21 protein-coding genes are annotated in these 20,269 nt (G+C 70.0%); 6 read left to right on the forward strand and 15 right to left on the reverse strand.

Annotated elements, in window-relative coordinates; all coding sequences use genetic code 11:
• Positions 1-22 precede the first annotated feature (22 nt).
• The 4 genes from ACWCRB_RS18045 to ACWCRB_RS18060 all read right to left on the reverse strand — a co-directional run bounded on the left by ACWCRB_RS18045 (position 23) and on the right by ACWCRB_RS18060 (position 3,014).
• Complete coding sequence (locus ACWCRB_RS18045; RefSeq protein WP_450996974.1) at positions 23-817, reverse strand: SDR family NAD(P)-dependent oxidoreductase; 795 nt, start codon at positions 815-817, stop codon at positions 23-25.
• A gap of 5 nt (positions 818-822) precedes the next feature.
• Positions 823-2,070 carry a cytochrome P450 gene (locus ACWCRB_RS18050; protein ID WP_450996975.1) on the reverse strand — a complete coding sequence of 416 codons (1,248 nt, stop codon included), beginning with the start codon at positions 2,068-2,070 and terminating at the stop codon, positions 823-825.
• A gap of 28 nt (positions 2,071-2,098) precedes the next feature.
• On the reverse strand, positions 2,099-2,248 hold the full coding sequence (locus tag ACWCRB_RS18055; protein ID WP_450996976.1) for a hypothetical protein: 150 nt from the start codon (positions 2,246-2,248) through the stop codon (positions 2,099-2,101).
• Between the two features lie 115 nt (positions 2,249-2,363).
• On the reverse strand, positions 2,364-3,014 hold the full coding sequence (locus ACWCRB_RS18060) for a TetR/AcrR family transcriptional regulator (RefSeq protein WP_450996977.1): 651 nt from the start codon (positions 3,012-3,014) through the stop codon (positions 2,364-2,366).
• Positions 3,015-3,137: 123 nt separating this feature from the next.
• On the opposite strand from ACWCRB_RS18060, the gene ACWCRB_RS18065 reads away from it, so the two are divergent.
• The 4 genes from ACWCRB_RS18065 to ACWCRB_RS18080 all read left to right on the forward strand — a co-directional run bounded on the left by ACWCRB_RS18065 (position 3,138) and on the right by ACWCRB_RS18080 (position 7,377).
• On the forward strand, positions 3,138-3,791 hold the full coding sequence (locus ACWCRB_RS18065) for a TetR/AcrR family transcriptional regulator (protein WP_450996978.1): 654 nt from the start codon (positions 3,138-3,140) through the stop codon (positions 3,789-3,791).
• Between the two features lie 243 nt (positions 3,792-4,034).
• A complete protein-coding gene (locus ACWCRB_RS18070; protein ID WP_450996979.1) occupies positions 4,035-5,693 on the forward strand; it encodes an FAD-binding protein in 1,659 nt (552 codons plus the stop codon).
• A gap of 101 nt (positions 5,694-5,794) precedes the next feature.
• Positions 5,795-6,415, forward strand: coding sequence for a TetR/AcrR family transcriptional regulator (locus ACWCRB_RS18075; RefSeq protein ID WP_450996980.1), 621 nt, complete (start codon positions 5,795-5,797; stop codon positions 6,413-6,415).
• A gap of 143 nt (positions 6,416-6,558) precedes the next feature.
• A complete protein-coding gene (locus ACWCRB_RS18080; protein WP_450996981.1) occupies positions 6,559-7,377 on the forward strand; it encodes an IclR family transcriptional regulator in 819 nt (272 codons plus the stop codon).
• Positions 7,378-7,449: 72 nt separating this feature from the next.
• On the opposite strand, the gene ACWCRB_RS18085 is transcribed toward ACWCRB_RS18080, so the two are convergent.
• From ACWCRB_RS18085 to ACWCRB_RS18125, 9 genes are all read right to left on the reverse strand, one after another.
• On the reverse strand, positions 7,450-8,085 hold the full coding sequence (locus tag ACWCRB_RS18085; RefSeq protein WP_450997020.1) for a 3-oxoacid CoA-transferase subunit B: 636 nt from the start codon (positions 8,083-8,085) through the stop codon (positions 7,450-7,452).
• Positions 8,086-8,105: 20 nt separating this feature from the next.
• Positions 8,106-8,861 (reverse strand): CoA transferase subunit A, encoded by a 756-nt coding sequence (locus ACWCRB_RS18090; RefSeq protein WP_450996982.1) that lies wholly within the window; start codon positions 8,859-8,861, stop codon positions 8,106-8,108.
• Between the two features lie 29 nt (positions 8,862-8,890).
• The gene (locus ACWCRB_RS18095; RefSeq protein ID WP_450996983.1) at positions 8,891-9,634 is read right to left on the reverse strand and encodes an SDR family oxidoreductase; all 744 of its coding nucleotides are present in this window, start codon (positions 9,632-9,634) and stop codon (positions 8,891-8,893) included.
• On the reverse strand, positions 9,631-10,557 hold the full coding sequence (locus ACWCRB_RS18100) for a fumarylacetoacetate hydrolase family protein (protein ID WP_450996984.1): 927 nt from the start codon (positions 10,555-10,557) through the stop codon (positions 9,631-9,633). Before ACWCRB_RS18100 ends, ACWCRB_RS18095 begins: the two co-directional genes overlap by 4 nt.
• 10 nt (positions 10,558-10,567) lie before the next feature.
• Positions 10,568-11,506, reverse strand: a complete 939-nt coding sequence (locus ACWCRB_RS18105; RefSeq protein ID WP_450996985.1) for a VOC family protein — start codon at positions 11,504-11,506, stop codon at positions 10,568-10,570.
• Entirely contained in the window at positions 11,499-12,527 is a 1,029-nt protein-coding gene (locus ACWCRB_RS18110) for an amidohydrolase family protein (RefSeq protein ID WP_450996986.1), read from the reverse strand. Before ACWCRB_RS18110 ends, ACWCRB_RS18105 begins: the two co-directional genes overlap by 8 nt.
• Positions 12,524-13,672 carry an FAD-dependent oxidoreductase gene (locus ACWCRB_RS18115; protein WP_450996987.1) on the reverse strand — a complete coding sequence of 383 codons (1,149 nt, stop codon included), beginning with the start codon at positions 13,670-13,672 and terminating at the stop codon, positions 12,524-12,526. Before ACWCRB_RS18115 ends, ACWCRB_RS18110 begins: the two co-directional genes overlap by 4 nt.
• Positions 13,673-13,824: 152 nt before the next feature.
• A complete protein-coding gene (locus ACWCRB_RS18120; RefSeq protein ID WP_450996988.1) occupies positions 13,825-14,814 on the reverse strand; it encodes a cyclase family protein in 990 nt (329 codons plus the stop codon).
• Positions 14,811-15,794 carry a fumarylacetoacetate hydrolase family protein gene (locus ACWCRB_RS18125; protein WP_450996989.1) on the reverse strand — a complete coding sequence of 328 codons (984 nt, stop codon included), beginning with the start codon at positions 15,792-15,794 and terminating at the stop codon, positions 14,811-14,813. Before ACWCRB_RS18125 ends, ACWCRB_RS18120 begins: the two co-directional genes overlap by 4 nt.
• Positions 15,795-15,914: 120 nt before the next feature.
• Here ACWCRB_RS18125 and ACWCRB_RS18130 point away from each other — a divergent pair, with 120 nt between their 5' ends.
• Positions 15,915-16,826 carry a LysR family transcriptional regulator gene (locus ACWCRB_RS18130; protein WP_450996990.1) on the forward strand — a complete coding sequence of 304 codons (912 nt, stop codon included), beginning with the start codon at positions 15,915-15,917 and terminating at the stop codon, positions 16,824-16,826.
• A 135-nt stretch (positions 16,827-16,961) separates the two neighbouring features.
• Here ACWCRB_RS18130 and ACWCRB_RS18135 read toward each other — a convergent pair whose 3' ends face one another.
• Both ACWCRB_RS18135 and ACWCRB_RS18140 read right to left on the reverse strand, forming a co-directional pair.
• Positions 16,962-18,191: an MFS transporter gene (locus ACWCRB_RS18135; protein WP_450996991.1), complete on the reverse strand. Its 1,230-nt coding sequence runs from the start codon at positions 18,189-18,191 to the stop codon at positions 16,962-16,964.
• A 270-nt stretch (positions 18,192-18,461) separates the two neighbouring features.
• Positions 18,462-19,595 carry an ABC transporter substrate-binding protein gene (locus ACWCRB_RS18140; protein WP_450996992.1) on the reverse strand — a complete coding sequence of 378 codons (1,134 nt, stop codon included), beginning with the start codon at positions 19,593-19,595 and terminating at the stop codon, positions 18,462-18,464.
• Positions 19,596-19,742: 147 nt separating this feature from the next.
• Here ACWCRB_RS18140 and ACWCRB_RS18145 point away from each other — a divergent pair, with 147 nt between their 5' ends.
• Positions 19,743-20,249, forward strand: a complete 507-nt coding sequence (locus ACWCRB_RS18145; RefSeq protein ID WP_450996993.1) for a MarR family winged helix-turn-helix transcriptional regulator — start codon at positions 19,743-19,745, stop codon at positions 20,247-20,249.
• Positions 20,250-20,269: the final 20 nt, after the last annotated feature.

The following is a 20,269-nucleotide window of genomic DNA, read 5'->3' on the forward strand; positions in this document are numbered from 1 at the left end:
CGTCCTCCATCCATGGGTGGTGCTACGAGGTGGTGGCGGCCCGCATCGGCTTCAGGCCCGCAGTGGTTCCGCCGTCGACCGTCAGCACGGTCCCGGTGACGTGCAGCGACCGGTCACCGCCGAGATAGGCGACGGCTTCGGCGACGTCCCGGGGGGTGCCGAGTCGTTTGAGCGGCTGAGTGGCCGCCATGTGGGCGCGGATACGCTCGGTGATTCCGTCGTCCGCTGTCGCGGAGGCGAGCAGACCTGTCGGGATGCCGCCCGGCGCCACGCAGTTGACGCGGACGTCGTGGGCGGCGAGGTCCAGAGCCACGCACTTGGTGAAGTGGACGACCGCTGCCTTCGAGGCGCGGTAGGACAACACCCCGGGTCCGGCCTGGACACCGCCTATGGAACTGATGTTGACAATGGAGCCGCCGCCGTGCGCGGCCATGTGCCGGGCGGCCGACTGGGTACCCGTCATCACGCCGAACAGATTCACCGAGAGGACGCGCTGGAAATCGGCGAAGTCCTCGTCCAGCAGGCTCTGGTGCATGGCCCCCGAGACGCCGGCGTTGTTGACCATGAGGTGCAGTCCGCCGAACTCCTCCACCGCGAACCCGACGAGTTCGCGGACCTGCCCGGCGACCGCGACGTCCGTCCGACGGAAGCGGACGTCCGGGCCGAGGTCCGAGGCCAGGGACTCGCCCGACTTCTCGTCGAGATCGGCGATGACGACCCGGGCCCCGTCCTCCAGGAGCCGTTCGACGGTCGCGCGCCCGAGGCCCGCCGCACCGCCGGTGACCACGGCGACTCTTCCCGACAGTTCTTCGGCCATCGTGGTCACCCCCAGGTGACGGGCAGCGAGTAGACCCCGTAGGCGAGCCGGTCGTGCTTGAACCGGATCTGGTCCAGCGGCTCGGCCGGGCGGAGGGTGGGGATGCGGCGGAACAGCGTGCCGTAGACGACCTGGAGCTCCACCCGGGCGAGTTGCTGTCCCACGCACTGGTGGATGCCGAAGCCGAAGGCGTTGTGCTGACGGGCGTTCGGCCGGCGCAGATCCAGCAGGTCGGGCTCGGGGAAGACGTGCGCGTCGCGGTTGGCGCTGAAGAGTTCCACGACGATGCCCTCGCCGGCGCGGATCACCTCCCCGCCGATCTCGATGTCCTCCTTGGCTATCCGCCGCTGGCCGCCGTGGATGATGCCCAGGTAGCGCAGCAGTTCCTCCACCGCGCCCGCGACGACCTTCGGATCGTCGGAGTCGCGGAGGACCGCCAGCTGGTCGGGGTGTTCAAGGAGCGCGACCGTGGCGAGACCGATCATGTTGGCGCTGGTCTCGTGCCCGGCGATGAGCAGTCCCAGGCCCATCATGGCCGCCTCGGACACGGTGATGTCGCCGGAGGTGACGCGTGCCGCGATGTCGGACAGGGCGTCGTCCGCGGGCTCGGCGGCCTTCTGCTCGACGAGCCGCACCAGATACTCGTTGAGCGCCATGAAGTTCCGCCCGCTCTCCTCGGCGGACACGTTGTGGGCGATCCCCCGGGAGGCGTACTCCTGGAAGAACTCGTGGTCCTCGTACGGCACACCCAGCAGTTCGCTGATCATCAGCGTGGGCAGCGGGAGCGCCAGCTCCTGGACGAGGTCGGCCGGCTTCGGTCCGGCAAGGAGCTTGTCGATGAGGTCGTCGGTGATCTTCTGGATGGTCGGGCGCAGCGCCTCCACCCGTTTGAAGGTGAACGGGCCGGTCATGATCCGCCGGTAGCCGGAGTGTTCGGGGGCGTCCGAGTTGAAGACGGAACGCGGGCGGTACGACACCGCGGCCGCCATGCCCTCGTTCCAGTGCGGGAAACCGGGCAGCCGCTCGTCGACGCTGACCCGGGGATCACTGAGCAGAGCCCGCTGTGCGGCGTGACCGGTGACGATCCAGGGGGTGCTGCCGTCCCAGATCCGTACTTTCGCGAGCGGCTTCTCGGCGGTAAGGGTCCGTAAGGCCGGTGGAGGATCGAACGGGCAGCCTTCCGCCCGGGGCATCGGCCACTCGGGGGCCTGGGCTTCCCTGATCGTTGCGGCGTCTGTCGGTGCGTCGGGCATGTCCATCCTCTGGTGGTCGGCCGGGGTGTCATTCCTTGATGTGGATCGTCAGCGCGGGACAGACGGTGGCCGCGCACTGGCCGGCCGCGACGCACCTGTCCTGCTCGACGGTTACTTTCACGGGCTGCTCCGCATCGCCGGAGGGAAGTGCGGTGTGGTCGTCCGTCGACCGCGCCACTGAGTGAACTCCTGCCCAGTTCCTAAGTCAATCGATTGATTCAAAATCTCTTGAGAGGGCGCGATGGAGCTTTCGCGGAGGTGCGGCGGTGGGTGATGTCGTCCGTGACGGACCGTCAAGAACCTTCTGTGACAGGGGCCGTCCACACTCCGACGATCGCGTCTACCAGACCGGTGCCGGCATCGTGCCAGCTGGCCCTGGGCGTCGGAGTGCCGAGGGCGAGTGCACGCTCACGCTCGGCGCACATGTGGAGGATCAGATGCCGGGTCATGGCGGTACGTTCCGCGCGCACCACGGTCGGCAGGTCGGGCAGACACCGGTGCAGACCGTCGAGGATCTGCCGCCACATGGCAGCGTTGAGCGTCTCGTCGACGACGATCTCGTGGAGCGCGGGGTCGGCCATCACCTGGGCGCAGAACCGCGCGAACCAGGTGGGACTGCCCAGCTCCGCCAGATACTCGGTGGTCGGCCGTACCAAGCACGCCACCCAGTCCCGGAGTTCGGTGGAATCGCCCGTCTCGGCCAGCAGCCGCTCGATCACACACTCGAGCCGCGCGGTGTGGTGGCGGGTGATCGCGCGTACCAGGTCCGCCTTGGTGCCGAAGTGGTATCCGACCACGGCGGTGTTGCCCTGTCCCGCGGCCTCGCTGATCTGACGGTTCGACACGGCATGGACCCCGCGCTCGGCGAACAGCCGCTCCGCCGTGTTCCGGATGACTTCCCGGGTCGCTCGGACCTGCTCGGCCCGGACACCTCTGCCCGCCATGTCCGCCACCGTACCGGGAGCGGTGGCCCTGGACGGAAATCAATGAAGTGATTTAGGTTTTGGGCTCGTCGGTCGACGGGACAGGTCGGCCTGGGGGCCGGAGATCCCGGAAAGGTGGTGATGATGGCAAGCGGGACGAGACGGGACGCTCAGGTCAAGGCGACACGGGAAGCGCTCCTGGACGCGGCGGAGGGGCTGTTCGCCGAGCACGGGGTGTACGCGGTCGGCAACCGTCAGATCAGCGAGGCCGCGGGGCAGGGCAACAACGCCGCCGTCAGCTACCACTTCGGTGCCAAGGCCGAGTTGGTGCGGGCCATCGTCCGAAGGCACGCCGAGCGGATCGAAGTCGTCCGCGTACGCATGCTGACCGCCATCGGCGACTCCTCCGACCTGCGGGACTGGGTGGACTGCTCGGTCCGGCCCGTCACCGAGCACCTGGAGACCCTGGGCTGTCCCAGCTGGTACGCCCGGTTCATCGCGCAGGTCTCGGCCGATCCCGCCCTCTACGCGATCACGGAGGAGGAGTACTACGACGCCTCCCCGTCCCTGGGGAGACTCGAGGACGGCCTCACGCGCTGCGTGCCCGGACTGACCGCGGAAGTGCGCGCCGAACGTGCCGTCATGACACGGCACTTGATCGTCCAGATCTCCGTCGAGAGGGAACGGGCCCTCGCCGATGACACCGTCGCCCTCCGGCCGACGTGGCATGAGGCCGCCACCGGCCTCGTCGACGCGATCGTCGCGGTGTGGGAGGCGCCGGTGACGCCCGGCGTCTGACCGGCAGCCGCTCACGTCACGAAGTGGCCGTCGCCGAGGGGGACTTGGCGGAACGCCGGTTCCCGGCCGCGTACCGGAGCGGCGACCGGCGACCGGCTCGTCGTGGCTCTCGCGGTCGGCGTCAGTTCGGATTCCACTCAGCGGGAGCGCGAAGGCGTCGGCCGACCCCCGAACCTACGGTTGAACTCGCGTGCCGGTACCCGGAGTTGGGCTGCCGCGCCGAGCAGCGGAGGAGGCAGGTCGTTGACCGGATGGGATCACTCGACCGACTTCTTGGTGGTGGGGAGCGGTGCGGGCGTCGTCGGGGCGGTGCGGGCGCGAGCGCTCGGCAAGGATGTTCTCGTCGTGGAGAAGGCCGAACTGTTCGGCGGGTCGACCTGTATGTCGGGCGGCGTGATGTGGCTTCCCCACAATCCGCTCATGCGACGCGAGAGCGTTCCCGACTCGGTCGATGCCGCGCTCGCCTACTTCGACACCGTCGTCGGTGACGCGGGGCCGGCGTCGTCGCCCGCCCGCAGACTGGCGTACATCAACTCCGGTGTCGAGATGGTCGAGTTTCTCGAATCCGAAGGCCTGGAGTTCCGGCGCTGCGAGGGCTACAGCGACTACTACTCAGGCGTCCGGGGCTGCGAGGGCGGCTCGGCGCGCGGCAGGGCGATCGAGGCGAAGGCCTTCGACAGGAGACGGCTCGGGCCGTGGCAGGACAGCATCCGCCCCGGCGTCTCCGGCGGCCTCACCGTCTACACCGGCGAGGCGGGACCGATGATGCTGATGCGGACCCGGATCGGGCTGACGGTCCTGGCCAGGGTGGGGCTGCGTACGGCGCTCGGCCGGATCCGCGGGCAGCGGCTCGTGACGAACGGGGCGGCACGGACCGCCCGCCTGCTCCAGGTGCTGCTGCGGCAGGGTGTCGACGTGTGGCTGGAGTCCGCGCTGAAGGACCTCGTCGTCCAGGACGGTCGGGTCGTCGGCGCCGTCCTCCACCAGAGCGGTCGTGACGTACGTGTCCGAGTGCGCGAGGGCGTGCTGCTCGCCGCCGGCGGGTTCGCCCGCGACAAGGAGATGCGCGAACGGCATGCGGGCGGGCGGCCCACCAGCGACCGGTGGACCTCGGCCAACCCGGGCGACACCGGAGAGACGATCCGGATCGCCATGGCCCACGGAGCCGCGACGGACATGCTGGACGAGGCCTGGTGGATGCCCTCGTGGATCATGCCCGACGGAACCCCCAACATGTGCCTCTCCGAACGCAGCAAGCCGGGAGCGGTCATCGTCGACGCAGCGGGCCGTCGGTACTTCAACGAGGCGGTCGCCTATCAGGAGGCCGGCCAGCGCATGCACGCACACGAGCGGGAGTTCGGAGGCGCGATCCCCTCCTGGCTCGTCGTCGACTCCCGGCACCGCACCCACTACCCGTTCGGGATGTCTCCCCCTGGCCGGACACCGCAGGAGTGGATCGCCGGCGGTGCGATGAAGCGCGCCGACAGCCTTGAGGACCTCGCCGGCCAGTGCGGGATCGACGCCGGCGGACTCCTCAAGACGGTCGAGCGGTTCAACCGGTTCGCCGCGGCGGGCGCCGACGAGGACTTCCACCGGGGAGAGGGCGACCACGAGAAGTACTACGGCGACATCACCCACGAGCCCAACCCCTGCCTGGGGCCCGTCTCGAAGCCGCCGTTCTACGCGGTCGCCCTCTATCCCGGGGACATCGGCACCAGCGGCGGACTTCTCTGCGACGAGTTCGCACGGGTACTCGACACCGACGGGACACCGATCGACGGGCTCTACGCCACGGGCAACTGCACCGCGTCCGTGATGGGCCGCAAGTACCTGGGCGCGGGAGCCAGCATCGCCGCGTCGGCGGTGTTCGGCTACGTGGCGGCGAACCACGCGTCGCGGTGACCCACATGGCCGTCGCACCCGCGCTGCTAGCGTGGTGACGGCGCGAACGGGGCACCGCCTCGGTGCACGCCCGCCTGCGCACCCGACCGCTTGGGGGAGATGTGGGGAGAGGCACCGAGCCGAGGCAGCCGGCCGCTCCGGTCTCGGGGCGGCAGGTCGCCCGCCGCGTCCGCATCCTCCGCGCGGCATCCGAACTCGCCGCCCGTGACGGGCTCGCCGGCATCCAGATGCAGGACGTCGCCAAGGAGGCGGGCGTCGCCCTCGGCACGCTGTACCGCTACTTCCCGTCCAAGCCCTATCTGTTCACCGCGGTGTTCGAGTGGCACATCGAGACGACCCTCGAAGGGCACGGCGTGGACATGGTCGTCGACGCGACGACGGACCGGGCGACCGAAGCGGCCGACACCCTCGTCGCGCTCAGCGTGAAGCTGCTGGACAGCCCGCTGCTGGCCTCGGCGACGGCCCTGTCGGCGTTCAGCGAGTACGCGGCGGTGATCCCGACCCGGTTCGACATCGTCGAGAGCTGCCTCGGACAGACCCTGCTGCGGGTCCTGGGCGTCAGCGAGGCCGGGGAACGGGACCGCAGTGTCGTACGGCTGCTCATCTACAGCTGGTGGGGGCTGTTCGTGGCCATGCTCACCCAGGAGATCACCGCCCGGCAGGCCGAGTCGGACCTGCGGCTGGCGACGAGGCTCATCCTCGCGCCGTACGACGAAGGCTGAGCCGGCGTCACACCGCGGCGGGTGATGCGAACCGGCCGATTTCCCCGTGCACGGCCCTTGGGTTGTGCACGTCCGCGTTGGTACGTTGGCGGCGGCAACAAACTGGAATAGATTCTAGTTTCAGCAGAGAGGTGCCGACGACGATGTCTGCCCTTCACCTCGGCTCGCGTCTTGAGGCCGAACGGCCCGTACTGCCTCCGTCGATGATGGAGCGCGTGACGTTGATCATGGATCTCTTCGAGCACCCCCGGACTCGCCTGACACTCGAGACGGTTTCCCGCCGGACCCGGCTGCCGCGCTCGACGGCCCACCGGATACTCGACCAACTGGTCCGGCTGGACTGGCTCCACCACACGGAATCCGGCTACGCGCTGGGACCGCGGGCGCTCGGCCTGGGCGGACGGGAGACCGGACACAGCACCCTGCGTGCCGCCGCGGCGCCCCAACTGCTCGACCTGGCCATGCGGACCAGGATGGTCGTGCATCTCGCGGTGCTCGACGGGCTGGAGATCTACTACCTGGACAAGATCGGGGGCCGGGCAGCCGTGGACGTGCCCTCGCGGGTCGGAGGCAGAGCCACCGCGCACTGCACCGGCCTCGGCAAGGCGATGCTCGCCTTGCTGAGCCCGGAGGAGATCGACGCGCGGTACGCGCCCCTGATGGAGCGGCGCACCCGTCACAGCATCGACCGCCTCGACGTACTGCATCGGGAACTCGGCGCGGTACGCGGCCGGAACGGGCTGGCCCTCGACCATGGGGAGTGTTTCGCGGAGATCGCCTGCCTCGGACTCGCCATCCGCGGGCCCGAAGGGGCGGTTGGAGCGATCTCGGTGGTCGCCGACGCACGCTCCGCGGTGGAACGGGTCGCACCCCTGGTCGTCAACGCGGTCCGGGCCGTCACCGACGAGTTCTTCGCCGGCCGGCGCCCCCACAGTGCGCTGCGGGTTCTCGGCCCCGCTTGAGCGGTCCCGTCCGCCCGAGGTGCGCGGCACGTCGATCGGCAGTACTGGAGTGCCCCACCTTCCGACGCCTGCTCAAGGCCTCCGGATCACCGGCGCGTCCGTACGGTCCACGATGTCCTCGGTCGTCACGCCCGGTGCGCACTCCACGAGTACGAGGCCCTCCGGCGTGATGTCGAGGACGCCGAGGTCGGTGATGATCCGGTGGACGCAGGTCTCGCCGGTGAGCGGCAGGGTGCACTCCTTGAGGATCTTCGGGTTGCCGTCCTTGGCGGTGTGTTCCATCAGGACGATCACACGACGCGCGCCGTGGACCAGGTCCATCGCACCGCCCATGCCCTTGACCATCTTGCCGGGGATCATCCAGTTGGCCAGGTCGCCGGCGACGGACACCTGCATGGCGCCGAGTACGGCGGTGTCGATGTGGCCGCCCCGGATCATGCCGAAGGAGAGCGTCGAGTCGAAGAAGGAGGCGCCGGGCAGGACGGTGACCGTCTCCTTGCCCGCGTTGATGAGATCCGGGTCTGCCTCGTCCTCGGCCGGGTACGGGCCGGTGCCCAGGATGCCGTTCTCCGAGTGCAGGACCACCTGGACTCCCGGCGGGAGGTGGCCGGGGATCAGGGTGGGCAGGCCGATGCCGAGATTGACGTAGGAGCCGTCGGCGAGTTCGGCGGCGGCGCGGGCGGCCATCTCGTCCCGGGTCCAGCCCAGTTGCGTACCGAGGGCGGTGCTCATGCGCGTACGGTCCTCTTCTCTACTTGCTTGTCGGCGGCCTCCGCTGCCGTCAGCTCCACCACCCGCTGGACGAAGACGCCCGGCAGATGCACCTCGTCGGGGCTCAACTCGCCCGGTTCCACGAGCTGTTCGACCTCGGCGACGGTGATCCGGCCGGCCATCGCGGCCGGCGGGTTGAAGTTGGCGGCGGACTTGCGGAAGACCAGGTTCCCGTGGCGGTCGCCGCGCCAGGCCCGTACGAGAGCGAAGTCGGTGGTGATGCCGTGCTCCAGGACGTACGCGCGACCCGCGAAGTCCCGGGTCTCCTTGGGCGGGGAGGCCACCGCGACCGTGCCGTCGGACGCGTAGCGCCAGGGCAGCCCGCCCTTGGCCACCTGCGTGCCCACCCCCGCCGGGGTGTAGAAGGCCGGTATGCCCGCTCCGCCGGCGCGCAACCGCTCGGCCAGCGTGCCCTGCGGCACCAGCTCCACCTCCAACTCGCCCGACAGGTACTGCCGGGCGAACTCCTTGTTCTCGCCCACATAGCTGCCGGTCACCCGGGCGATCCGGCCGTCGGCCAGCAGGACCCCGAGTCCGTGCCCGTCCACACCGCAGTTGTTCGACACGACCCGCAGACCGGTGGTGCCACGGGCGTGCAGGGCCCGGATGAGTACGTCGGGGATGCCGCTGAGACCGAAGCCGCCGACGGCCAGCGACGCGCCGTCGGGTATGTCGGCGACCGCCTCGGCGGCGCTCGCACGGACCTTGTCCATGGGGAGTGGGCCTTTCTGCTGCTCTTGCTCTACGGGTGCACGGCGTCCGAGATCGGTTTGGCGCCGCCGTGTGCGGTGAGGCCGCCGTCGACCGGGATCTCGGCGCCAGTGATGAAGGACGCGTCGTCGGACAGCAGGAACGTCACGAGCGGGGCGATGTCGTCGACGCTCCCGGTGCGGCCGAGGGGCGTTCCGAGGAGGTTCGCCTCGCGGAAGCCCGGCGCGGCGAAGGCGGTCATGTCCGTCTCGATGAAGCCGGGGTGGACGATGTTCACGCGGATACCGCGCGGCCCCAGTTCCATGGCGGCGGTTCTCGTCAGGCCGCGCAACGCCCACTTGCTGGCCGTGTACGCGACGGGATAGTGGGCGGTCAGCGCCGCCGACGAACCGACGTTCACGATCGACGCCCCCGGCCGCATCAAGGGCACGAGATGCTGGATGCCCAGCAGCGGACCGGTGACGTTCACCGCGTGGACCCGGGCCATGTCCTCGGGGCGTACGTCGTCGATACGGGCCCGCCAGGTGACGCCCGCGTTGTTGACCAGGCCGTGCACCTGCCCGTACGACTCCCGCAGTTCGGCGGCGAGTTCGGCCCACTCCTTCTCGCCGGTGACGTCGAGCCGCCGGCAGCCGGGTGCCTCGGTCACGTCGGTGGCGATCACCCGGGCGCCCTCCCGGGCCAGCGCCTCGGCCTCGGCGGCACCCTGACCTCCGGCCGCGCCCGTGACGACCACGACCTTGCCGAGGAGCCGCTGCCGGCCGGCGCCGGTCACGGCCGCTCCCGCAGCCGCCGCCGGGCGACCGGCACAGGCACCGGATCGGCCCCGGCCACCACGGTGTTGGAGACGCTGCCGATGCCCTCCACAGTGAGCGTCACCGTGTCGCCGGGCCGGAGCGGCGCCGGGTCCTGGCGCCCTCGTACGCCCCACAGCTCCGCCAGACACCCGCCGTTGCCGCAGGTCCCCGAGCCGAGAACGTCGCCGGGGCGGACGGCGGTGCCGCGCGAGGCGTACGCGACCATCTCCTCGAACGTCCAACTCATGTTGGACAGCAGGTCCTTGCCGACGATCGTGCCGTTCACCTCCGCCGTCAGCTCCAGACGCAGAAAACCGTCCGCGTCGCGGTACTCCTCCAACTCGTCGGCGGTGACCAGGTACGGGCCCAGCGTGGAGGCGGTGTCCTTGCCCTTGCAGGGGCCGAGGCCCACCCTCATCTCGGCCGACTGGAGATCGCGGGCGGACCAGTCGTTGAAGACCGTGTAGCCGACGATGTGCTCACGGGCCTGCTCGGGGGTGAGGTCGCGGCCCTCCTTGCCGATCACGGCAGCGACCTCCAGTTCGAAGTCGAGCACGCTCGACCCCGGCGGCATCGGGATGTCGTCGTGCGCGCCGTACACCGCGTAAGGGTTGGTGAAGTAGAACGTCGGGGCCGCGTACCACCGCTCCGGCACCCCGGCGGCCCCGTCCACCGACCGCCGTACGCCCTCGACGTGCTCCTCGAAGGTGACGAAGTCCCGCACTGTGGGCGGCTGGAGCGGCGGCAGCAGCCGTACCTCCGACAGGGGGACGGGCGCGCCCACGGGGCGGGTGTCGACGGCTTCGAGCGGTGACGTGCCGTCCGGCAGGGCTCGTACGGCGTTGCCTTCCACGATGCCGCAGTGGCGATGCCCCTCGTGCAAGTAAGTGGCGATGCGCATGAGTTGCCTCTCAGACCGGCGGGGCGACGAACACCCCGCGGTCGACGTCGTTGAAGGACTCCTTGGCGACCAGTTCGTTCATCGGGTTCGCCGTGCCCCACTGGTCGGTGACCTCGGGCTGTGAGAAGTCGTAGACGTGGGGATGCCAGGTGTCCTCGTCGAGCAGCTCCAACTCCGTTGTGTACTCGACGGTGTTGCCGTGCGGGTCGAGGAAGTACGTGAAGGTGTTGTCGCCCGCCATATGCCGGCCCGGGCCCCAGACCTTCTGGAAACCGGCCCGCATCACCCGGCCGGAGCCGCGCATGTACTCGTCCAGGCCGCGCATCTCGAACGAGACATGGTGCAGAGAGGTGTGCGGGCCCTTGGCGATGGCCATGGAGTGGTGCTGGTTGCTGATCCGCATGAAGTGCATGACGTCACCGACGTACGGCGAGCTGAGCGTGTCGGAGTGACGGAAGCCGAGGTGACGCTCGTACCACTCGCGGGTCCTGTCGAGGTCCGGCGAGTTGAGGACGACGTGCGACAGCTTGACCGGGATCGCCTCCTTCTCCTCGATCCGGCGGTGCTGCCTGACCTCGACATCGGCGGAGACCTCGATCGTGCGTCCGTCGATGTCGAAGAAGCGGAAGCCGTAACCGCCGCCGGGCGTGTCCACCTTGCCCGGCTGCGACACCAACTGGACGCCACCGGCGAGCAGTTGCTCAGCGAGAGCGTCCACGTCCGCCGCACTCCCGGCACCGTAGGACACCAGGTCGAGCCGCTTCTCGTCGGCCTTCCGCAGCCGTACGACGTACTGCTCGGGCGAGCCCTCGGCGGCCAGGAAGGAGATCCCGGAGTCCTCGGCGACCTTGGTCAGGCCCCACACACCGGCGTAGAAGTCGAGCTGCTTGTCGTAGTCGGGCACGGCGAGGTCGACGTGCCGGAGGTGCGTGAGCAGACGGTCACTCATGGGGGGTTCCTCCTCGGACGAGGTTGAGCAGGGCGGCGGCGTTGCCGCCCCGCACCGCGTGGAAGTCGTGGTCGGGCAGATCTGCCGTGCGCAGTGCGCCCAGCGGGTCGTCGGTGCCCATGTCGAAGGGGAAGTCGGAGCCGAGCAGAACCCGGTCGGCGCCGACGGCACGGATCAACTCCCGCAGTACGTACGGGTTGTGGACGAGCGAGTCGAAGTACACCTGCTTGAGATAGCTGCTCGGTTCCCGCTCGCAGTCCCGGGCGTCGGGGCGGACCCGCCAGGCGTGGTCGGAGCGGCCGACGTGGGTCGGCAGATAGCCGCCGCCGTGCGCCGCGATCAGCTTCAGGCCCGGATGGCGGTCCAGGACGCCGGAGAAGATCAGCTGGGAGAGGGCGATCGCGTTCTCGGTGGGCTGGCCGACGGTGTTGGACAGGTACCACTGGTCGAGCCGCTCGTCGAGCGTGCAGCCGAAGGGGTGCAGGAAGAGGACGGCACCCGTCTCCTCCGCACGGGACCAGAAGGGTTCGTACGCCGGATCCGACAGCTCGTGACCGGGCGCGTGCGAGGAGATCTCCACGCCCTTCAGGCCCTGGTCGAGTGCGTGGTCGAGCAACTCCACCGTGAGGTCGGGGTGTTGGAGCGGGACCAGGCCGAGGCCGTGCAGCCGGTCGGGGGCCTTCGCGCAGTGCGCGGCAGTGCCCTCGTTGGCCAACTGGCAGAGCCTCTCGGCCAGTTGCGGCTCGGCCCAGTAGTGGTAGTGCGACGGGGACGGGCTGACCAGCTGAATGTCCACGCCCTGCGCGTCCATGGCGGCGAGGCGCACGGCGACGTCCGTCAGTTTCGGCACGCGCGCGCCGACCATGGGGCCGTTGACGGCCAGGGCCGCCCGGCCGTTGCGGCGGGCGTCCAGTGCGCGGGCCTCGGCGAGGCCGGGCCGGCCGGCGACGGCCTCCTCGACCTCCGGGAGCAGGAGATGGGCGTGGACGTCGATCGTCGGGGGCGAGAGGGGCTCGGTCACGGGAGTTCCTTCAGAGCGCTCATCGTGCGGCCCATCAGCGCCGCCACGTCCTTGCCGCGTTCCTGGTCGGGCGCCCTTTCGAGCAGCCACCGGCCGACCTGGACGGAGGCCTCGACGACCATCCGCACCCGGGGCAGCCGTCGGACGCGATAGTCGGTGAGGAGCTGGTCGTCCCAGCCGTCGCGGCCGGTCAGCAACTCGGCCAGGACCAGGACGTCTTCGAGGGACATCGCGGCGCCCTGGGCGAGCGTGGGCGGACAGCAGTGGACAGCGTCACCGACCAGCACCACCCGGCCGCGGTGCCACGGGCCCTCGACCAACAGCTGGTCGAAGTATGCGTAGTTGACGGCCTTCGGATCGGTGAACGCGGTGCGGATCTCCTCCCACGCCCCGCCGTAGCCCTCGCTCAGCGCTCGCATCTCGTCGGCGTACGCGTCGGGGTCCAGCGCGGCCCGGTCGCGGGCCCGCTCCACGAGATAGGCGTAGACCGTGTCCTCGCTGGTCGGGCAGTACCCGGCGATGAAACAGCGACCGCCGTACATCATCTCGGTACGGGTGACACCGGCCGGACGGCGTGCGGGGGCGCGCCAGATGCCCATGCCGGTGGGTTCGGGTCTCTCGGTGATGCCGATCATGTCGCGGGTGGCGGAGTGCAGTCCGTCGGCGCCGACCACCAGGTCGTAGCGGCGGCTCGTACCGTCCGAGAAGGTCACGTCCACGCCCTCGCCGTCCTGCGCGAAGGAGGTGGCCGTCGTGCCGAGGCGGACCCCGGCGCCCGAGGCGCGCACCTGGTCGATGAGGAGCTGCTGGAGCCCGGGCCGCTGCATACCGATGTGGGCGGGCAGGTCCTCGCCGCCGGTGCGGAGTTCGTCGTGGGCGTAGATCACCGTGCCGTCGGGGGTGAGGATGGCGACGCCGTCGGCCGCGTAGCCGTCCTTCTCGATGCCTCCGAGGACGCCGACCTCTCGGAGCACGCGAAGGGCGTTGCCCTGAAGGGTGATGCCGGAACCGGCGGCGGCCTTCCAGTCGGGGCTCGCCTCGACGAGGTCGACCGCGATGCCGGCTCGGCGCAGGAGGACGGTGAGGGTGTTGCCGGAGGTTCCTCCGCCGATGATCAGGACGGTGCGGGTGAGGCCGTTGGCCATGTCGGGGTTACCTCCGGGGTGAGGCCGCGCGGCTTTGGGCGGCAGGGTGCTCCGTTGAGGGCGGTACGTAGGGTGTGGGCTGTGTGTGGCTGGTCGCGCAGTTCCCCGCGCCCCTTTGGGGCGCCCGGGCTCGCGCCGGACTTCAGAGCGGGCTACTTCACCGCGATGGGGTTGACCGGGGAGCCGACGGCTCCGGTTATGGGTAGTGGGGCGGCCGTGAGCCAGAACTCGTATGCGCCGTCCTCGGCGCAGTCCGCTGCCAGGGTGTCCAGGTCCCACATCTCGCCGATCAGTAGGCCGATGTTGGGGATGACGACCTGGTGCAGTGGCTGGAAGGCGTGGTCGAACTCGTTCGGCCGTACCTCGAGGCCCCACGTGTCGGTGGCGATCGCGGTGATCTCGGTGCTGTGCAGCCAGCCCGCCGTGGTGAACGACAGGCCGGGTGCGGGACCGCCCGCGTAGTCGCCCCAGCCGTCGCGCCGGGCACGGGTCAGCTGTCCCGTGCGGACGAGGACGATGTCGCCCCGGCCGACGGTCACCCCGTGCGCCTCGGCGGTGGCGCTCAGGTGCTCCTCGGTGATGGCGAAGCCGTCGGGCAACTCGCCCCGCTCGCCGATGACCTGGCCGACGTCGAGGAGTACGCCGCGTCCGGCGACGTACGGTGCCATGTGCTCGATGCCGGTGACGAGGTCGCCGTCGGAGGTGACCACCTTCTCGGCGTCGCGGCCGTTCCACGCCTTGCCGTGGTCGAAGATGTGCCCGAGCCCGTCCCACTGGGTGGAGCACTGCAACGGCATCGCGATCACGTCGTCGGCGCCGCCGATACCGTGCGGGAAGCCCTGGTTGCCGAGGGCCGCGTCGGTGCCGGTGTCGAGCATGGTGTGCACGGGGTTGGTGCGCCGGCGCCAGCCCTTCTGCGGCCCGTTCATGTCGAACCGCTGCGAGAGCGAGAAACTGACGCCCCGTCGGACGAGCGCGGCACCCTCGCGCCGCTTGGCCTCGTCGAGGAAGTTGAGGGTGCCCAGCACGTCGTCCTCGCCCCAACGCCCCCAGTTGGAGTACGACTTGGCGGCCTCGGCGATGGCCCCTTCCGGGTCGTGACGGTCGAGGCCGCCGGTGCGGTTGGCGTGGTCGAGGCTCATGCCGACTCCTCCGCCGTACAACGTGTGCGCTGGACGCCGAGACCGGTGATGGAGCCCTCCATGACGTCGCCGTCGCGCAGCAGCCGTCCCCAGTGGATGCCGTTCCCGGCCGGGCTGCCGGTCAACACCAGGTCGCCGGGCAGGAGTTGGGCGGTCTGCGAGATGTACGACACCAGCCGTGCCACACCGAAGAGCATGTCCTTGGTGGACTCGTCCTGCATGGTCTCGCCGTTGAGCTTGAGGGTGACCCGCAGATCGCCGGTGTCCGCGATCGACCCGGCCGGTACGAGCCAGGGGCCGAGCGGGGTGAACCCGGGGGCGTTCTTGCTGCGCAGCCAGTCGGTGCCGATGGCCTTCATGTCCCGGCGGAACACCGTGGCGCGGTCGGTGAGGTCGTTGGCGATCGTGTACCCGGCGACGTACTCCAGGGCCTCCTCCACCGGTACCCGGTGAGCCGACTTGGCGATGACGACCGCCAACTCCAGCTCCCAGTCGGGCTGTTCGGCCCAGGAGGGGAGTACGACATCGTCGTACGGGCCCGTGATCGCGCTCGGCAGGCCGATGAACACGTACGGCAGGTCCTCGGCCGCCCGGCGGTCCATGACCGCGGCGATCTCGGCCCGCGCCTCCTCGACCGTGCGCGGGTCGTCCGGAGAGCGGTGGGCCACCTCCAGGTCGATCACGTGCTGCCGGTAGTTGGCGCCGGACTGGAAGATCTGCCGGGGCTCCAGCGGGGCGTGCACCCGCAGGCCCTCCAGCGGCCGCCAGCCGAGGGCGGTGTCGGCGGCGAGGGTGTGCAGGACGGGGAGGGTCTCCTCCCACCGCTCCACCACGGCACGGACGCCGGACGGCGCCCGGTCCAGGGCCGTGCTCAGGTCGAGCACCCGGTCCTCGACCAGGAGACCGGGGAACGGCTCCCCGTCCGGTGCGGAGAACGTGCCGAGCGCGAACGGGCCGGCAGGTTGCGCGAGCGTTGCCATCAGATTTCCTTCTGCTGGGGTGCGGTCTACTCTGACCTCGAACTACTGATCACGGAAATCAATCTTCTGTATGTGCCGAATCCATGGCATGGATGGCTCTCGCTCGCTAGGTGGTACCCGGTGAACCTGTCCAGACTCGACCTCAATCTGGTCCTCGCCCTGCGCGCGCTGCTGGAGGAGCGCAACGTCACCCGGGCGGGTGAGCGCATCGGGCTCAGCCAGCCCGCGATGAGCGCGGCGCTGTCCCGGCTGCGCCGCCACTTCGACGACGAGCTGCTTGCCCGGACCGGCAACTCCTACGAGCTGACCCCGCTCGGCACCGCCCTGCGGGACCGCAGCGCCACCGCGTGCGACCTGCTGGAACGGGTCTTCGCCAGCCAGGCCGACTTCGACCCGGCCGCCGAGTCCCGCGAGTTCACCCTGCTCGCCTCCGACTACGGGGCGGCCGTCTTCGGTGCCGCGCTCGCCCGCGCCCTGCACGAGGAGGCGCCCGGTATCCGGCTCACCTTCCAGCACCCGGCGCCGTCCGTCGTCGACAACACCGCCACCGTGCTGAGCACCGTCGACGGACTCCTGATGCCGCACGGCGTGATCGACGGCTTCCCCGCGGTCGACCTGCATCAGGACCGCTGGCTGTGCATGGTCGCCGACGACAACCCGGAGGTCGGCGACGAGCTGACGTTGGACCAGCTGGCGCGTCTGCCCTGGGCGGTCTACCAGCGCCCTTACGACGCCCCGGTCGCCCGGCAGCTCAGCATGATAGGGATCAGCCCCCGGACGGAGGTCTCGGTGCAGACCTTCCAGTTGCTGCCCCACATGGTCGAGGGCACCCGGCGGGTCGCGATGATCCAGGAGCGCCTGGCCCGCAAGGCGGTCCGCTCCGCGGCGGTGCGTGTCCTGGCCTGCCCGTTCGAGGCGGTTCCCGTGCGGGAGGCGTTGTGGTGGCATCCGGTGCATGCGCAGGATGCGGCGCATATTTGGCTCCGCCAGAAGGCGGCGGCTGTGGGAGCGACGCTCACTGGACCCGCCTAGGCGCGGGGCTGTGTCAATTTGCGGCTCCGCCGCGTGGGCGCGAGCAACCACGAACAAGCCGCACCCGCCGTTGCACATCCCGTGGCAGTGGCGACTGCGGCTTGTCGGTGGCTGGTCGCGCAGTTCCCCGCGCCCCTAGGTGGGCTGTCCTGCCCTCAGTCCGATTGCTACGAAGGCCGTGGCCAGGCCCAGCAAGCCCACCGCACCCGCCAGACTCCCCACCGCCGATTCGCCCACCAGCAGCACCAACGGGCATATGAACTCCCCGCCGAAGAACGCTGCCATCCACAGCCCCGTTCCGCGCCCGCGGTCCTCGAAATCGAGGCGCGACATCGCGCTGGTCAGGAGGGCCGGCAGGAGCATGCCGGTGCCCACGCAGTTGACGACCGCCCCGGCGACCAGCAGCGGGGCGCTGCCCGCGAGGAACATCAGGCCGAAACCGGCGGCGCAGACCGCGAGGACGGCGGGCAGCATCGGGTCGGGGGAGCGTCCCAGGCGGGCGAAGGTGATCGCGCCGCCGACGGTGGCGGCACTGGCGATGGCGGTGGACAGGCCGATCACACCGGAGTTCTCCACGCCGAGGTCGTCGAGGAGGTACGCCATCTCCACCGGGACCGTGTAGAAGACCATCGCCCCGAAGAAGGTCAGCGCGCAGATGCCTCCCAACTGCCGCCAGGGGAAGGGGCGGTGGGCCTCCGCACCGGCCGTGACCTCGGAACCGGAGGCCGGTCGAGCCGCAGGGTTGGGCAGCGCGGCGGCCATCAGCGGAGCGAGTGCCAGGCTCACCGCGTACACCCAGAACGGAATGCGCCAGCCGGCCGATCCGGCGGCGCCGCCGATCACGAAGAAGGCGGTGGCCGACGCCGAGGCGCACATGGTCTGCAGGGCGAGGTACTTCACCCGTCGGCGGCCGGAGTAGTAGTCGCCGATCAGGGTCGTGCAGCACGTCATGATCGCGGCCTCCGTGACCCCGACCAGGGCGCGGCTGGCGATGATGCCGCCCAGCGAGTCCAGCCAGAGCGGCGCCGTACCGAACACGGCGTACAGCAGGGTCGCCATGATCAGCAGGCGCTTGCGGCCCACCCGGTCCACGATCACCCCGGCGAACGGGGCCAGCAGCGCCAGCGCCAGCGCCGGAACGGTCAGCGCGAGGGGCACCAGCGCCTTGGCGCCGGGGACCGACGCGAAGTGGTCCTGCATCTTCGGCAGCACCGGAGCGATCAGCACCGCGCCCAGGATCGGCAGACAGCTGCCCGCCATCAGCAGGGTCACGCGCAGGAGATGGGCCGGGCCCGAGACCTCCAAGGAGGACGGCGCGTCGTCGTCGACCGTGGCGGAAGGGAGTGGCAGAACGGGACCGGGCATGGCGACTCCAGGGACGGTATCGGGGGAGCGGGCATGCCGGTTCTCACGGGCGCCAACGGCGCACGGCATGCTGCGGACGGCCGCACGACGGCGGCTGGTCCGGACAGCTGCGTGCGGGTAGGGACGACTATGGGTCGTCGTACGCCGCGTCGCCATCCTCCCCGCGATCCGAATCCCGTATCCGGCTCATCCACGCGGTGGATGAGCCTGCCCCGCACCCCCGAAGGGGCGCGGGGCGCGAACCGTGTGCGGCGGAGCGCTCGACAGTGGTCAGAAGCCTCCGGGCGTGCGGCCGAGCGTGCCCGTCGGGTCGCCGGGGTCGGCGCCCTCGACCCGGCCGAAGTACAACTCGACCTGGGAACGGAAGCGCTCGACGGCCGCGCGGTCGGACATGAACGTCGCGAACGCCTTCGGGTCGGTGTTCCTGTACGAGGCCAGCGGCTTGAGGCCGGTCGGCGGGGCGACGTCCTCGCGGACGGACCAGGTCCAGGTCGCGATGGCGTTCTTCTGCACGGCCTGGGAGTCGAGCCAGCTCATGAAGAGCTTGGCGCCCGCCTTGTGCGGGGCGTCCTTGAAGATGGCACCGCGCTGGGCCCAGGAGTTGAAGCGCTCGCTGTCGGAGAAGACCTGGGCGCCGTTCGGCCGGGCGTCGCCACCGACGGCGATCGAGGCCAGGTAGTCACCGCTCGCCACTCCGGCGGCGGAGCCGGGGACCCCACGGATCAGCTTGGGGTTCTGCTCGATCAGCCGGGCGAGGTAGTCCCAGCCGTACTCGTCGACGATCTGCTTGTAGCCGAACAGGACGGCGTCGTCGTCGTTCGGGTAGGTCAGGATCAGCTTGTTCTTGTACTCGGGCTTCAGCAGGTCGGTGCCCTTGAAGTCGGTCGCCTTCGCCGGGAGCTGCTTGGTGTTGACGATGTAGGAGAAGGCACCGTAGAAGACGCCGGTGTAGTAGCCGTCCTTGTCCTTGGCGTTGGCGAAGATCTTGTCCCAGCCCACCGGCTTGTACTTCAGCAGGTCGCCCTGCTTCTTCCAGCGGTCGAAGTCCTGCGTGGTCTGGAGGATCGCGGCGTCGGCGGTCAGCCTGCCGGAGGCGAGCTGGTTGTCGATCCGGGCGTCGTGGTACTTGCTCAGGTCGGTGACCAGGTTGAGCTTCATGTCTGGGAACTGCTGCCGGAACGCGGCGGCCAGGCCGTCCCACTGGCCGGGGGCGTCGCCTCCCATGTAGACGGTGACCTTGCTGCCTTCGACCTTCGCGGCCTTGTAGAGCGCCTGGAGCTGGTCCTGCTCGCTGACGGTGGCGTGCCGGGGAGTGGTGGGGCCGGCCATGGCGGTCGTACCTACGGCGGTCAGGGCCAGGGCGGTGGCGATGGCCGCGCCGATCAGCTTGTTCCTGTGCTTCATGGCGTAGTGCTGCCTCTCATGTGCTGGTGCGCGCGTTGTTGGTGCGTGAGTGCGCCCCGCAATCGTTTGATGTTTCAAACGTTGCGATACGGAGCACGCTAGAGGAGGAAGTTTGAAAGTTCAAACGCGCAGCCCTAGGATGTGACCATGCCCACGACGCCCCGCTGGTTGGACACCGAGGAACAGCGAGCCTGGCTCGCCTACATCGAGTTCTCCACGCACCTGTCCGACCATCTGAACCGCCAGCTGCGACGGGACGCCGGCCTGACCCACGCCGACTACACGCTGCTCGCCCACCTGTCGTCCGTCCCGGACGAGGCTCTGACCATGTCCGAGCTGGCCGAGCGGCTGAAGATCACCCGCAGTCGGCTCACCCATGCGGTGACTCGCCTTCAGCAGGCCGGTCACGTGGATCGACGTGACGATCCCGTGAATCGGCGCAACCAGCTTGCCGTACTCACCGATCAGGGGCGTGAGCTGTTGGAGCGGGCGGCGCCTGGGCATGTGGACGCGGTGCGGCGGGCCGTTTTCGATGCGTTGACTGCCGAGCAGGTGCGGGAGTTTGCGGAGATCGGGGAGGCGATCAACGCGGCGTTGCGGCGTGTGGACGCCGGGGATGACGATGTCGAGGGTTTGCCTTGGCGGCGCCGGTAGGGGTGTGCCGCGAAGGGTTG

This window comes from Streptomyces sp. NPDC002156, assembly GCF_053593675.1.